This window comes from Alcanivorax nanhaiticus, assembly GCF_000756665.1.
Taxonomy (GTDB): Bacteria; Pseudomonadota; Gammaproteobacteria; order Pseudomonadales; family Alcanivoracaceae; genus Alcanivorax; species Alcanivorax nanhaiticus.
In genome coordinates this window covers 76,808-90,658 of sequence record NZ_ARXV01000010.1, presented here as the reverse complement: position 1 = coordinate 90,658, position 13,851 = coordinate 76,808, and the positions used below count along the sequence as shown (strand labels likewise).

At 52.5% G+C, this 13,851-nt stretch carries 12 protein-coding genes; 5 read left to right on the top strand and 7 right to left on the bottom strand.

The features are described from left to right. Positions 1-24: 24 nt before the first annotated feature. From Y5S_RS12820 to Y5S_RS12800, 5 genes are all read right to left on the bottom strand, one after another. Positions 25-1,386, bottom strand: a complete 1,362-nt coding sequence (locus Y5S_RS12820; protein WP_035233475.1) for an OmpP1/FadL family transporter — start codon at positions 1,384-1,386, stop codon at positions 25-27. Positions 1,387-1,720: 334 nt separating this feature from the next. After that, the gene (locus Y5S_RS12815) at positions 1,721-3,364 is read right to left on the bottom strand and encodes a flavin-containing monooxygenase (RefSeq protein ID WP_035233474.1); all 1,644 of its coding nucleotides are present in this window, start codon (positions 3,362-3,364) and stop codon (positions 1,721-1,723) included. After that, positions 3,361-4,272 (bottom strand): alpha/beta hydrolase, encoded by a 912-nt coding sequence (locus Y5S_RS12810; protein ID WP_230457773.1) that lies wholly within the window; start codon positions 4,270-4,272, stop codon positions 3,361-3,363. The genes Y5S_RS12815 and Y5S_RS12810 overlap by 4 nt, the downstream gene beginning before the upstream one ends. A gap of 86 nt (positions 4,273-4,358) precedes the next feature. Next, a complete protein-coding gene (locus Y5S_RS12805; protein ID WP_008930238.1) occupies positions 4,359-5,186 on the bottom strand; it encodes an SDR family NAD(P)-dependent oxidoreductase in 828 nt (275 codons plus the stop codon). Beyond that, the gene (locus tag Y5S_RS12800; protein ID WP_008930237.1) at positions 5,183-6,127 is read right to left on the bottom strand and encodes a metal-dependent hydrolase; all 945 of its coding nucleotides are present in this window, start codon (positions 6,125-6,127) and stop codon (positions 5,183-5,185) included. Before Y5S_RS12800 ends, Y5S_RS12805 begins: the two co-directional genes overlap by 4 nt. Positions 6,128-6,308: 181 nt before the next feature. Between Y5S_RS12800 and Y5S_RS12795 the strand changes: the two genes are divergently transcribed. Next, complete coding sequence (locus Y5S_RS12795) at positions 6,309-6,914, top strand: TetR/AcrR family transcriptional regulator (protein ID WP_035233472.1); 606 nt, start codon at positions 6,309-6,311, stop codon at positions 6,912-6,914. Positions 6,915-6,970: 56 nt separating this feature from the next. On the opposite strand, the gene Y5S_RS12790 is transcribed toward Y5S_RS12795, so the two are convergent. After that, positions 6,971-8,017 carry an AraC family transcriptional regulator gene (locus Y5S_RS12790; protein ID WP_035233471.1) on the bottom strand — a complete coding sequence of 349 codons (1,047 nt, stop codon included), beginning with the start codon at positions 8,015-8,017 and terminating at the stop codon, positions 6,971-6,973. A 122-nt stretch (positions 8,018-8,139) separates the two neighbouring features. Here Y5S_RS12790 and Y5S_RS12785 point away from each other — a divergent pair, with 122 nt between their 5' ends. The 4 genes from Y5S_RS12785 to Y5S_RS12770 all read left to right on the top strand — a co-directional run bounded on the left by Y5S_RS12785 (position 8,140) and on the right by Y5S_RS12770 (position 12,872). Further along, a complete protein-coding gene (locus Y5S_RS12785) occupies positions 8,140-8,460 on the top strand; it encodes a 2Fe-2S iron-sulfur cluster-binding protein (protein WP_008930234.1) in 321 nt (106 codons plus the stop codon). 14 nt (positions 8,461-8,474) lie between these two features. Next, a complete protein-coding gene (locus Y5S_RS12780) occupies positions 8,475-9,887 on the top strand; it encodes a cytochrome P450 (protein WP_008930233.1) in 1,413 nt (470 codons plus the stop codon). Then, positions 9,887-11,542 (top strand): GMC family oxidoreductase, encoded by a 1,656-nt coding sequence (locus tag Y5S_RS12775; RefSeq protein ID WP_035233470.1) that lies wholly within the window; start codon positions 9,887-9,889, stop codon positions 11,540-11,542. Before Y5S_RS12780 ends, Y5S_RS12775 begins: the two co-directional genes overlap by 1 nt. Positions 11,543-11,639: 97 nt before the next feature. Then, entirely contained in the window at positions 11,640-12,872 is a 1,233-nt protein-coding gene (locus Y5S_RS12770) for an NAD(P)/FAD-dependent oxidoreductase (protein WP_035233469.1), read from the top strand. Between the two features lie 186 nt (positions 12,873-13,058). On the opposite strand, the gene Y5S_RS12765 is transcribed toward Y5S_RS12770, so the two are convergent. Further along, a complete protein-coding gene (locus Y5S_RS12765) occupies positions 13,059-13,724 on the bottom strand; it encodes a TetR/AcrR family transcriptional regulator (protein WP_022983803.1) in 666 nt (221 codons plus the stop codon). Positions 13,725-13,851: the final 127 nt, after the last annotated feature.

Sequence of the window (13,851 nt, the reverse complement as noted above, 5' to 3'; positions counted from 1 at the left end):
CTGGTATTAATCGCATGTCTGTTGTTAAAACTTTAGCGACAGAGAGGCAGAAAATACGTTTATCTCACCATCAGCCCTTACCGTTTCATAAGAATCTGGATCGGTGGGAGAGTTGATGGAGGTCAATTCAAAATCAGCTTCATCCAGCATTTGATACTGGTAAGCGAAGGCGAGTTCTAATGGCATTTCAATTATTGGTGCGCTGGCCAGACGGTAGCTGGCACCCAGACCGAAAACCTTTTTATCGGTGTCAAGATAGTTAACATCCTGGGATCGGCTGGATTTTAAAGGTGAGTCCTCCAGGGCTGCGCCGGCAAAGAGTTTCATGGACTCCGACCACTGATAGCTAACGCCAATTCGGGGAATGGTGATGTCGTCAAACGCTAGATTAGCCTGATCGCGAATAGTATCGTCGGCAAACTCGCTTTCAAGCGCAGACCAATTGTGCTGCTCAATGCCTGCCGTCAATTCGAATTTGCCAACGGGAAGCAAAATGGCTGCGCCGAGAACTTCAGGTTGATAGGTATCAATTGTACTAAGCGCTAGGCTCAGGCCTGGTTCAGGGATAACTCCCGGCACAACCACATTGGCATCCACGGATACCTCATAGCTACTTTCCCCCCGCCAGAAAAGAGCCAGCTCCATCTTATCCATTCCAAAAGGCATGCACTCGCTTGTACCGCAGAACATTTCTCCAGAGCGGATATTGATACCTAGTGCCGGTGATAGGGATGGAGAGGCTTCCAGGGAAAGTTTTTCAGAGTCTGTGTTGCCGCCAAGGTCTGAAACTGCTTCCAGGTTGGCTTTGGCCTGGAGGGTAAGACGTGCTGATGCGCCGACGTCAACGCCCCTCAGGACGTTGCTGATAGCGCCACCAAAGGCGAGATAAAGTGGCTGAGATTCATAGCGTAGAAACTGCCCTTTCTGGCTGGTATTGGCCTGATAGGGCAATAGGTTGGATGTGTATTGGTCTACACCCACGTTCAGGCCAAAGTAAATGGGCTTGTCGATGCTGGAAATGCCGGCGACGCGGCTTTTGAAGCCGATTAATAATAGTTCGGAACTGGTGTCAGAGAGGATATCATTCTCTCGCTCCAAAGGGTCTGTTCCTCCCAGTGATTTGGCACGTAATTCCTGGTCGCCATACTGCACAATGACTCCCAGTTCGCCCTCCGGGGAGCGGGCCATGGCGGCCGGGTTGTAGTACACCGACCAGCTGTTGGATGCAAAAGGACTGAATGCCAAGGCAGTGCCGGCATTCATCGGGCCTAGCCCATAAGTGCTCGCTCCGTCGCCAGCACCGCCAATGGCCAAGCCGGGTGAGAGCAATGCTGTAGTGCACGTGAAGAAAAGGAGAGGTAACCGTTTTGTTTTTTTTGCAGACATTTCAGGCTCCTAAAGGGGGCTGTTCTGGTTATAGATGGTGAGTTGTTCTGATTTTCTGTTTGTTTGGTTAAACAACCAATATTGGTCTCAGGCTTAGCTGTCTGTGTCCATGACTGTAATGACGTTGTGCTCTGGCGCTCCGGTAATGTCACACATTAATGCGTGACGCCCAGTCGTCGTCTATGACGAGATGCCGTGTTCTGTTGCTGACCAGGCATGGGTTATCGAGTGGTGTAACGCCTCCTGGGCAGCGCTAAAGCGCACGGTCAACTGGATCTGGAGAGCTCTGCTGGCGTGACATGTACAAGCAGGCTCCACACTTTCTCTGGCACAGTCACTGAGAATTGTTATCTGTTTGTTTTGCCGGAATGCCCTTCTCTGGCAGCTGGGGATGTGGCTCACAGGCTTGTCTCCCGCCGTCGTGTCTGCTGGGAGTGTGCCCGGCCAGTACACTGAATCGGTAGTGATCCATCGGTAAATGCTTGGCTCGCCACAGCATTTCCAGAGAGGTAGAGGGCCGCAGCATTGGCGCGTCACCATGATGGTCGAAGTAATAACTGTTCGACAGCGCGCAGTTGTGGTTAAGGAACACGGTGTTTTGCTGGCGTTTCTGGATATTGCGGAAATACGCGTCATGGACGGACTGACGTATTTCCACTTGGCTGGCTCCACGTCGGTTGGCTTCGCGAATACAGCGAGAGAGGTGGATGGCATTCCCTTCGACCATCTTGAAGTAAGAGGTGCCGATAAGGGCATAGGGACCGAGCATGATGTAAAAGTTCGGGTAGCCCGGAATGGTCAACCCTTCATAGGCCTGGTAACGGTAGTCATGCCAGAAATCGCCCAAATTGATGTTGTTGCTGCCGATGACGTCGAACGAGGGAATATTTCCTTTCTCGAAGGTTTTGTAACCGGTGGCGAGGATCAAGGTATCGATACGCCGTGAGCGGCCGTCCTGGGTGGTGATGCCGCGGGACGTAATACGCTTGATCGGGGTCGTGACAAGCTCAACGTTGTTTCGGGCAAAGGTTCGGAAATAGTCGTTGGAAAACGTTGGCCTTTTGCACCCGAAGCCGTATTTCGGTGTCAGTGCTTGCCACAGGTCCTGGCGGTTGGGCAGCTGTTCGCGCAGGTTGTTTATGCCCGCCTTTTCACACATGCGAACCAGCCAGGGGGCCTGCCGGTAATATATTGCGGAAAGCACCATCAGGGTTTCGCTGACGGTGTCGGTAGCGCCGCGAAGGCTGCGTTGCAAGCCCGGTACGGTTCGGAACAATACCTTGAGCCAGCCAGGCAGAGTCTGATCCGGCTTCTTCAGCACCCAGATGGGGGTGCGCTGGTAGACGTCAAGTTGACGAGCCTGGCGGGCAATTTTCGGAATCAGTTGCACTGCAGTGGCGCCAGTGCCTATTACCGCTACTCGCTTGTCACTAAGATCAAGGTCATCTGGCCAGCGTGCAGTGTGAATGACATTGCCCTGGAACGTATCAAGCCCTTCAATATCTGGCATCTTGGGTGATATCAAACCGCCACAGGCCGAGACAATATGGCGTGCACTAAGTCGCCTGCCATCCGTAAGATCGATCAACCAGGCATGGCTGTCGAGATCAAAACGGGCGCTAGCGACTTCGACACCAAAGCGAATCAGTGGGTAGATGCCATACTTGCTTGTTACCTGTCTTGTATACTGGTAAAGCTCGTTTCCCGGCGCAAAAACGCGAGACCAATTTGCGTTTTGTTCGAAGGAAAATGAATAGGTAAACGAGGTAATGTCGACAGCGATTCCCGGATAACGGTTGTCGCGCCAGGTTCCTCCCACATCCTTGCTTCGCTCAAGGATCAAGATATCTTTGATGCCATCGGCACGCAGCTGGATTGCCGCACCAATTCCAGAAATTCCCGCGCCGATGATAATGACTTCATGATCAGGAGTAACGCTGGGGCGAGGGTTATGGATTGCAACAGCAGCCATATTCATGATGCAACCTCAACTATGGCGCTATCGCTAGCATTGACCGTTTGGGATGGGGCTTTGCCGACGTTATTGCTGGTCAGATACTTTCCCAGAATTCGGACGATGGTAGGGAAGTCCTGCTTTGCCTCTGGTAGCAAAAAGGTGAATACGGGCCACACGTGCGGCATATCATCGCGCTCCAGAACCTGCACGGGCACCCCCGCATCTCGCGCGCATTGTGCTGCTGCATGGGTATCGTCGCGCAGACACTCTTCGCTACTGACAGTGAAAAGTAGAGGGGGCAAGCCGGTGAAATCCGCGGTGATTGGTGAGGCATACGGGTGAGCGGGGTCCGCGCCGGCCAGATAGATATCCGTTGCCACCTCAATCATGCCATGGGAAAGCATGGTATCGCTGTCGCTATTCGCCTGTCTGGACATCAGGGTGCCTCGCGCATCCGATGCCGGCGAAATGGCGAGGGCGCAAGCCGGCATTTTCAGCAGCTGATCACGGGCACGCAGCAATGTGACTAACGTCAGGTTGCCTCCCGCAGAGTCTCCCGCAATGACCACAGGGCGAGGGTCTGCGATCAGTTCACGATACACATTAAAGGCGTCATCCGTTGCTGCCGGGAAGGGGTGCTCAGGGGCTAGTCGGTAATCCGGAAGAAAGACCCGCGCATTCAGGGCGTGAGCCAAACGGCCACAAAAGTGGTGATAGGTATCAAGCCGCCCGCCGATGAAGGCGCCACCATGCAGGTAGAGTATGGTGATTTGTGGGTCTGCGGTGCCTAGCCAGTGGCCAGCTATTCCTGCAACCTTGCCTCGCTTGAGTCGCACTCCGCGTGGCAGCAGAGAGGGGGCCAAAGGCGCGTTCATCACCCTGCGAAGATGTCTTACCAGTTTGTCCGGGTCGCGTATATCACGCTTCATGCCGGCGCGAAAAAGTAGCTTCAAAATTGTTGTAGGAATGGAGGCCATATTGAATTCCTTGCGTGTTTCGTTTCCACTAATGCGGTTTAATCAGCCAGCATTCTGTAAGCTTCGCCAATCGCGCGGGCGTATAGTCGTGGCGTCAGGCGTTTCAACCGCCAGGCAAGCCGGCCGTCAATTTGTGGCAGCATGTAAAGCTCACCTCGATCAAGGGCACTGAGGGTCTGTCGGGCCACCTGGTCGGCGTTGGTGAGGGCATAGCGGGTCATCGCTGAACGGGCAAAGTCACGGCGACGTTCAGGCAGGCGCCCATTCTCGACGATATTGGTCGGGACCACGGTTGGGCACAGGGCCGTGATTTTTACGCCGGTACCGGTCAGTTCAGAAGACAGCGTTTCGGACAGGGCCAGCACCCCCGCCTTGGTGACGTTGTAGGCGGCCATTTCCGGGGCGGACCCGAATGCGGCAGCAGAGGCCACATTGATGATGCCTCCATAGCCCAGATCGCGAAGCTGAGGGGCAAAATAATGGCAGCCGTGAATAACCCCCCATAGATTGACGTTCATGCACCAGTGCCAATCTTCAAGTGACACCTCGCCGATTGGGCCACCGAGGCCGACGCCGGCGTTGTTGATTACCAGGGTTACCGGCCTGCCGAGCAAAGGCTCGGCATTTTCCGCCAGGTATGCCATCTGTTTTTCATCGCCGACATCACACCCCAGGGCTACCGCGTGAGTACCGAGTGCTCGCAGGCTGATCGCCACCTGTTCGGCGCGCTCTTCATTGATATCGACACACAGTACCGAACCGCCTCGACGGGCAACTTCGTAAGCAAAGCTACGACCGATGCCGCTACCCGCCCCGGTGATGACAGCTGCCGCCTGAGTTGACGGGTGCAAGGGTTTCTTTTTCATGCCTGCCCCCATGCGGGTTCAGGTTGTGGCGTTTCGAATGTACCGTGTACATTGTTGGCTCGGTGGTCTCTGAGCGCTTGATAGGCCTTATGAGGGTCGCCAGTTCTTTCGTAGGCGCGTTTCCAGATCCGGATTACATCACGGTTATCGTCATCCCACGGGTGGAAAGTGGGGGAGAAATAGGGGGGCACGCCAGCGAGTACCTTGGAAAGAATGCCGGGACGCCAGAACAGGACTTTGGTCATTTTGGCGGCGGACCACAAATTCAGAATTTGACGATCCTTGTAGAGCAGATAGGTCTGGTTGCCGATCATAATGGGGAAGCCCAGGGCAATGGCCAGTAGCATGCCACTGATACGCAGTCGGTAACTGCGGTAGCCACCACCACTGGCATCGACGAAGACGTCATAACTGACGCTCTTGTGCTCGGTTTCTTCGACAAAGTGCCAGTAGAGCATGGCACGCAAATCCGGGTGGGTTTCGTCAAACAGCTCCGGGTGCTCAAGCAGTACCGAGGAAATAATGGCCGTGAAATGTTCAAACGCCGCTGCGATGGAGCTCTGCATATCGTCACTGAGGCGGTGTTGGAGTTGCTTACGGATCAGCTTGAACACGCCTTCAACCTTGTCGATGGGAACCCCGTGTTGCACGCCGATGGCGTTCATTTCATCGTGCTCACGAGCATGAATGCGCTCCTGGCGAATGAATTCTTTAGCTGCGTTCAGCACTTCTGGATCGTCAAGCTTGCCAAGCTGCCGTCTTGCAGAATTCATCACCCAGCGTTCACCGTCGGGGACGGCGGCGAGAATGGCATTCATCCAGTGAGTGGACCACGGGTCGTTGCGAAACCAGTGGCGAGCCACGTTTTCGATGTTCATGGGAAAGTGAATGTCACGGGTTACAACCTCGTCGTAACCAATCTTGCGGTTTGCCAGAGCCATTGGATCGCTCCCAAGTAAAGTGCATTCATTGGACTTTATTTGTATAACCAACCAAATTCAAGATTATAAGGTAGACAGCGTGTTTTTATCTGTATAGATCGAATAGTGCCATCGGCCAGGAAGGCTGGGCCGACTTTAAAAGGAATGCTAGAATCAAAGGCTTACAGCATGGGAGTGCCTTGTGGGAAGAAAGAAAAATCAGGTAACGCCGGTGGCGGAGGCGGATCGAGTGTTTGTGCTCGGTGCTGCAGCTCGTCTATTTCGTCAAAAGGGGTTCGATAAAACCACCGTTAAAGAAATCGCCGAGGCTTGTGGCATGCTGCCTGGCAGCTTGCATTACCGTTACCCCTCCAAGGAAAGCATTCTGGTCGACTTGATGCGCCTTGCGCTTGAGCAAGCGTCTACGGCCTTGTCTGAGGCCATTCGGGGGGAAAGTGAGCCGCTTGAGCAGTTGCGTCAGGGGATCAATGCTCACCTTGAGTTGCTGGTTGGTGGGTCGGATATGGTCTATGTCCTCCTTTTTGAATGGCGCTCCTTGCAGGGCCAGTCACGCAAGGAAATGATTGATCTACGAGACAGATACGAACTTCTTTGGTCTGCTATGATCCAATCCTTGTCCTCTCAAAACCTGATTCGTGCGGATGTAGATCGTGACCTTTTGCGCCTTATCGGCTTGGGAGCGTTAAATTGGGTCGCAACATGGTTTAACGAGGGCGGGCGGTATACCGTAAAAGATATCGGTGACTTTGTGTGGGTGGTAATTAAAGACGGTGTGCTCAAGCGCTAGACGATCTATTGAATGAGAAGTCATGACCAGCGCTGATTGCTGACTGTCAGCACGGCTTATGTGCCCGTCCTTTGTCTGTACTGATCAGGAGTCTGACCAAACCAGCGTTTAAACGCCCGTCTGAAGCTGGCAGTGTCATGATAATTCAACAGTGTAGCGGTTGCTTCGACCGAGAGCTGACTCTCGCACAAATAGCTTGCTGCTTGCCTGGATAGCACTTCATCGCGAATCTTTCTGAAGCTGCTGTTTTCTTTCTTGAGCTTCCGTGCAAGGGTGCGTTTGCTCATGAAGAGGGAGGCGGCGGCTTCATCTTCACTCAGTGTCCCGGGTGGTCGGGAAAGCATCATTTTCTGTAGCCGAGTCCGATAGTCCGGTTCAGGGTTCTGAAGGCGCGCAAGCATGGATTCGCACTGCTGAAAGGCCAGATGATAGCTTTCATGATTGGCTGATGCGTTCGGCTTTCGACATAACTCCATTGCTAATTTTAGTTTGAAGTGATTGCAGTCGAAGTAAACTTTGCCTGGTAAATACTCCCGGTACATGTCCTGGTAGACGGGGGCTGGATGGGGGAAATGAACCTCTGATTCATACAATGGGCGACCTACGATGAACTCGCCAATTTCAAAAAAAGCCTTGATCACAGTATCTGCCAAGCAGCGCTCCACGTCGTTGTCCATCGCTACCTGAAAGCTCACAACACATTCCAGATAATCCTCAGTGTTTTGCAGGTTCACCTGAATAAAGCTTGCTCGCGTAGGCAGGAAAGTGTGAACGGCTTGCAGCGCGGTATAAAGGTCGGGGCTGCTGTTAGCAACAAAGCCCATCACCCCATGGGTTGCCGGGGTGAGGCGCCTGCCCAACCGCAAGCCGAACTCTGGTTTACCGGATAGATCCAAAGCATTACGCAAGATCTGCATCTGTTGGGTTGCGGTGAGTCGACTCTCATCTTTGAGTAATTGCGTAACATCCACATCTGTTTTGCGCAGGAGTCGGGGCAGCTCTCGTGCACTCAGACCAAGTTCACGGGCGATAAGGCGTGAGTAGTTCGATGGGATATCAGCATCCACGCTTTGCAAGCTATCACTCTGCGTAGTTATTGCCATTAGCCTCTCCTCGGAAAGTCATTACTGTCTTTAAATGTCCCCGTCCTGTCAAGAAATGTCCTCGCTGGCATGCCGCTATATAGCCAATCTTCAGGTTAGACATAAATACTAGGAGACGCGCTGTGGGAAAAATTATCTTTATTGAACATGACGATACCGAGCATGTGACGGAATTCAGGGCGGGTTCTACGCTTATGCAAGTTGCGGTTGATAACGCCGTGCCAGGTATCGATGGTGATTGTGGCGGCGAGTGCGCCTGTGGTACCTGCCACATGATTGTTGCCGATGAGTGGTTCGGCAATACCGGAACGGTTGGTGACGCGGAAGAACAGATGCTGTCCATGACCCCGGAGCGGGCGAGAACCTCGCGTCTGGGCTGCCAGGTAGAAATTACTGAGGCGATGGACGGTATGACCGTGCATTTGCCTGAATTCCAGATGTAAGCAGGGAGAAAGCTATGTCAACAAAAACAAGCTCAAGCAACAGTTTGCAGACCAAGGTTTTCAACGTTTCGTCGAAAGTGGTGCCAATGCATTTTCAGATTAAAACCATGAAAATGTTGATGAAGGCAAAGAGAAAGGCCGTGGGTTCTCGCTCCACACAAATGGAGTTTGTCGAAACTCCCCTGCCTGATGTTAGCACCTTGGCACTGGAAGATATCGACACCAGCAACCCTTTTCTGTATCGACAAGATCAGTGGCGCGCCTATTTTAAGCGGTTACGAGATGAAGCTCCGGTACATTACCAGAAGAACAGTCCATTCGGGCCTTTCTGGTCAATAACGCGCTATGAAGATATTTTGTTCGTCGACAAGAGCCATGAACTGTTTTCCTCTGAGCCGCAAATTATTCTGGGTGATCCACCGGACGGACTATCGGTGGAAATGTTTATCGCCATGGATCCGCCCAAACATGATGTACAGCGCCGAGCGGTGCAGGGCGTCGTTGCTCCGAAAAACCTTAAAGAAATGGAAGGGCTGATTCGTTCTCGTGCGGCGGAAGTGCTAGACAGCTTGCCTCTGGATAAACCTTTCGATTGGGTGCCGGCGGTGTCCAAAGAACTGACTGGCCGTATGCTCGCTACGTTGCTGGATTTCCCTTATGAGGATCGTCACAAACTCGTTGAATGGTCTGATCGTTTGTCTGGCGCGGCATCCGCCACGGGTGGAGAATTTACCGACGAAGATGTCATGTTTGATGACGCGGCAGATATGGCGAGGGCGTTCTCCAGGCTGTGGCGAGACAAGGAGGCGCGACGTGCTTCCGGCGAAGAACCCGGTTTCGATTTGATCAGTATGCTGCAGAGCAACGACGATACAAAAGACCTTATCAATCGACCGATGGAGTTTATCGGGAATCTGGCTCTGCTTATCGTTGGCGGCAATGACACCACAAGGAATTCCATGAGTGGTGGTGTTTTGGCCTTGAATCAATTCCCCGAGGAATTCTCCAAGCTGAAGGCGAATCCGGAACTGATTCCTAACATGGTTTCGGAAATCATTCGTTGGCAAACTCCACTGGCCAACATGCGTAGGGTGGCGACACAGGATGTAGAACTTCGTGGCCAGACCATCAAGAAAGGCGACCGGGTGTTAATGTGGTATGCCTCGGGTAATCGGGACGAACGCAAGTTTGATAACCCCGACCAACTCATTATTGATCGCAAGGACGCACGGAACCATATTTCTTTTGGCTACGGTATTCATCGTTGTATGGGTAACCGCTTGGCCGAACTGCAATTGCGCATTTTGTGGGAAGAGCTGCTCAAGCGCTTCGAGAATATCGAAGTGGTTGGTGACCCGGAGCGTGTACAGTCCAACTTCGTGCGCGGCTATTCCAAGTTGATGGTCAAACTGACGGAAAAAAATTAATGAAAGGTTTGACCGGACTGGCGACTGAAAAATTCGATTATATCGTTGTGGGGGCTGGGTCGGCAGGGTGTGCGGTAGCCAATCGTTTGTCTGAGAGTGGCCTCTATACGGTGTTGCTACTCGAAGCCGGGCCAGAGAGTCGCCGCAACCCTTTCGTCAGCACGCCTCTTGGATTTTTGCAGTTGATGTTCAGTCGCCGTTTCAACTGGCAGTTCTATACTGAGCCACAGCGGCACATGTACGGTCGTTCATTGTTCCAGCCGCGGGGCAAGATGCTTGGCGGTTCGAGTGGGATTAACGCCCAAGTCTATATCCGTGGTCACGCCAGAGACTACGACGAGTGGGCACGGCAGGGGTGTAACGGTTGGTCATACGCCGAGGTGCTGCCGTATTTTCGTAAGTCAGAACATTACGAGCCTGAGATGGTGCCGGATACAGAAGGGTTCCATGGTCAGGATGGCCCTCTCAATGTGGCGGAGCGGCGTTATACCAACCCGTTGAGTACGGCGTTTGTCGAGGCCGCAGTACAGGCGGGGTATCGGCGTAATCGGGATTTCAACGGTCCTGATCAGGAAGGTGTCGGTTATTACTACGCCTACCAGAAAGACGGCTCCCGTTGCAGTAATGCGCGTGCTTATCTTGAGCCTGCGGCGGGGCGATCTAACTTGACCATTTGCAGCGATGCACATGTTACCCGCGTGCTATTTGAGGGTGCTCGCGCTATTGGTGTCGAGTATCGTCACGCAAAAAGTTTGGTTAGAGCTCATGCTAGGCGGGAGGTTATCCTATGCGGCGGTGCATTCAACTCGCCACAACTGCTTATGCTGTCAGGTGTCGGCCCCCGCGAGGAGCTTGCTCGACATGGCATTGAGCTGCGTCATTCGCTGGAGGGTGTGGGGCGTAATCTTCAAGATCATGTTGACGTTTTTGTGCGGGTCAGATCGCGAAGCCGGCAGGGAATCTCGATGCATCCGAGCTATTGGTTGAAGGGGGTGTGGGCCTTAATGCAATACCTGAGCGGTCGCCGAGGTGTGCTGTCTAGCAATGGCGCTGAGGCAGGCGGATTCATTTGCTCTCAAGCAGAGCTACCGATACCTGATCTGCAATTGCACTTCGGACCAATGCTGTACGCTGATCATGGGCGTGACATGAAGATTGCAATGAGTGGCTATGGCTACATTGTAATGATCTATGGGCTCAGGCCCTTGTCCCGGGGCCGCATTGGTTTACACAGTGCTGATCCGCTCGCTGCACCATTGATTGACCCCAATTACATGGCTGACCCTGCCGATGTCGAACAACTCATTCGTGGTGTTCGGCTTGTTCGTAATATTTTGTCCCAGCGTGCACTTTATCTTCATCAGGATGTAGAAATTTCACCAGGGCTGGAAATACAGGATGACGCGAGTCTCACCGAGTGGGTGCGCCGTAATGGCGAGTCCGCATACCACCCGGTCGGCACTTGTAAGATGGGGATTGATCATATGGCAGTGGTCGACCCTCGTCTCCGTGTGCGTGGCTTGCAGTCGTTGCGGGTAGTTGATGCGTCTATCATGCCAACCCTGGTTGGCGGGAATACCAATCAGTCGGCGACCATGATTGGAGAGAAAGGGGCAGATATGATACTTGAGGACGCCGCGGTGGCTGGAGTTTAGGCATCATGTGTTTAGCTCGGATGATGTTGCAAGTTATAGTTATTCATGAAGTTTTTGTGGGTAACTCGGTTTCAGTACGCATAGAAAGAGACAGGTTATGATTAACAAAAATAAAGAGGTCACCGTCATTATTGGTGGTGGACACGCAGCAGGAACACTTTTGACCGCCTTGCTGCAAAAAAAATACCCTCACAAAGTGGTTATGGTTAGCGAAGAACCACACCCTCCCTACCAGCGGCCGCCCTTGTCAAAGAATTACCTCGCGGGGGAGGTTGATAAGGCGTCTTTATACCTTAAACCGCCTTCAATCTACGAGAAAGCGGGACAGCAATTACGGCTCGGCGTGCGCGTAGAACAGATTAACAGAGACGACAAAAACCTCATTTTGTCAGATCAAAGCACTTTAAAGTACGACCAACTGGTATTGGCCACTGGCTCACATGTCCGCCGTCTTAACGTGCGGGGTTCAGATTTGAAAGGCATTCATTATTTGCATGATATCGCGGACACGGATGCCCTGCGTCGTGAGCTAGTACCCGGCAAACGCCTAGTCATCGTGGGGGGCGGTTATATCGGACTTGAAGTGGCTGCCAGTGCGACTAAGCAAGGTGTTAAGGTTACTGTCTTGGAAGCTGCCGATCGCTTAATGCAGCGTGTTACTGGGCCAGAGATATCTGAATTTCTCTACGCCAAACACACGAGTGCAGGAGTCGATGTTCGTCTGGGGGCGGCCGTAATTGGTTTTGAATCAGATGATCAAGGGTGCGTGAATGGTGTGACCTTGGCCGATGGGGGTAAGGTTTCAGCGGACATCGTTCTCGTTTCGATTGGTGTCATACCAGAAACGGCCTTGGCTGAAAATGCAGGCCTGCTTTGCGATGATGGCGTTGTCGTCGATGAATTTACCCGCACCGATGACCCAGACATTCTGGCGATAGGAGATTGTACCCGCCATCATAATCTGTTCTTCGACAAAAGGCAGCGTCTTGAATCAGTCGCTAACGCTGTTGAGCAAGCTCGTACGGCGGCAGCTACACTTATGAGTGAAGAAAAGCCCTACGATAGCCCTCCCTGGTTCTGGTCGAACCAGTATGATGTTCGTTTGCAGATGGTAGGATTGTCCCAAAATCATGACCAGCGTGTACTGCGTGGCAGTATCCTTGACAAGGAATTCGCAGTTTTCTATCTATGTCTTGGTCATGTTATTGCTGTTGATGCAGTCAATTTTCCAGTTGCATTCATGGTGGGTAAGCAGTTGGTTAAACTGCGCAAGAGTGTCAGCGCTGAAGTGTTGTCTAATCCGAATATCGAACTGAAGTCTTTAATCTGAAGCACTGCAAGAATTGCTATCTCCAATAGTCTCGATGACGACTTGTGTCAACGGAAACCGTATCCGGTACCGAAGGTCGATCTGAGCAATCAAGTGGCGTGGACATGGTCGATATACAGCTTTATTCGTTGGGTGTTAACGACAACGTAGCTATGTGTAGAGATGCCGCAAGCCCAAGTGGGGCGGTCAAGCATCGCTCAGCGGTAGTTCCCACTTGGGCGGGTAAGGCGGTGGGTCGTTTACATCTGCACGGGCTCGCAGATGAACGGCGAGCATGTTGCACCAGACTTTGAGATAGCGGTCAAAGAGCGTTTTGTCGGCAACGATGTGCAAATCCTGCGCCATGCCGCGCAACAGCCATTGCGTCAACATCATCATCGAGCGCACATCGGTGTCTTCACTAATGGCCTCCAGATAATGGTCTGCCGCGTTACCGACGATGAAGTAATTGGAAGTCCAGACACGTTGCAAAATGGATGCAAGCTCAGGGTCATGTTGGCTGGCTGTCAATAGTTGCATCAACGGGATAAATTCCGGCTGATCGAAAACATTCTTCCATGCACCAAAGATAAGGGCTTCTAGTCGATCTTCAGATCCATGGAGTTTGGCGATGGCTTTACCCAGCTGAATATAGTGCTGGCGAATTAAATGCTCAGCTGCCGCAGCGATCATGTCTGCTTTACTAGAGAAATGGTGTAGTGGGGCGCCCCTAGATACGCCAGCGATGTTGATAATGCGACTGACGGTGGTGCCAGCGAATCCATCCTTCTCTAGACAGGTGAGCACTGCCTGAATGATGCGTTCCCGCATGGCGTCGCTACGTTGTTCCTGGGTGCGTCGTTGAGCATTCATCGCGTTCTCTGTCTATTACTGAGCATGGTCACTGGGATGCAGAGGCCTGATTCTAAATGATAAATGGATTGTAGCGTAGCTCGCCAATAAACAAGTTGAACGTACGTATTGTAAGTTATAAAGTCTT

Coding starts and splice junctions, on each gene's coding strand:
- Y5S_RS12820 (WP_035233475.1), bottom strand. CDS start 1,386: ATGTCTGCAAAAAAAACAAAACGGTTACCTCTCCTTTTCTTCACGTGC.
- Y5S_RS12815 (WP_035233474.1), bottom strand. CDS start 3,364: ATGAATATGGCTGCTGTTGCAATCCATAACCCTCGCCCCAGCGTTACT.
- Y5S_RS12810 (WP_230457773.1), bottom strand. CDS start 4,272: ATGAAGCGTGATATACGCGACCCGGACAAACTGGTAAGACATCTTCGC.
- Y5S_RS12805 (WP_008930238.1), bottom strand. CDS start 5,186: ATGAAAAAGAAACCCTTGCACCCGTCAACTCAGGCGGCAGCTGTCATC.
- Y5S_RS12800 (WP_008930237.1), bottom strand. CDS start 6,127: ATGGCTCTGGCAAACCGCAAGATTGGTTACGACGAGGTTGTAACCCGT.
- Y5S_RS12790 (WP_035233471.1), bottom strand. CDS start 8,017: ATGGCAATAACTACGCAGAGTGATAGCTTGCAAAGCGTGGATGCTGAT.
- Y5S_RS12780 (WP_008930233.1), top strand. CDS start 8,475: ATGTCAACAAAAACAAGCTCAAGCAACAGTTTGCAGACCAAGGTTTTC.
- Y5S_RS12775 (WP_035233470.1), top strand. CDS start 9,887: ATGAAAGGTTTGACCGGACTGGCGACTGAAAAATTCGATTATATCGTT.
- Y5S_RS12770 (WP_035233469.1), top strand. CDS start 11,640: ATGATTAACAAAAATAAAGAGGTCACCGTCATTATTGGTGGTGGACAC.
- Y5S_RS12765 (WP_022983803.1), bottom strand. CDS start 13,724: ATGAATGCTCAACGACGCACCCAGGAACAACGTAGCGACGCCATGCGG.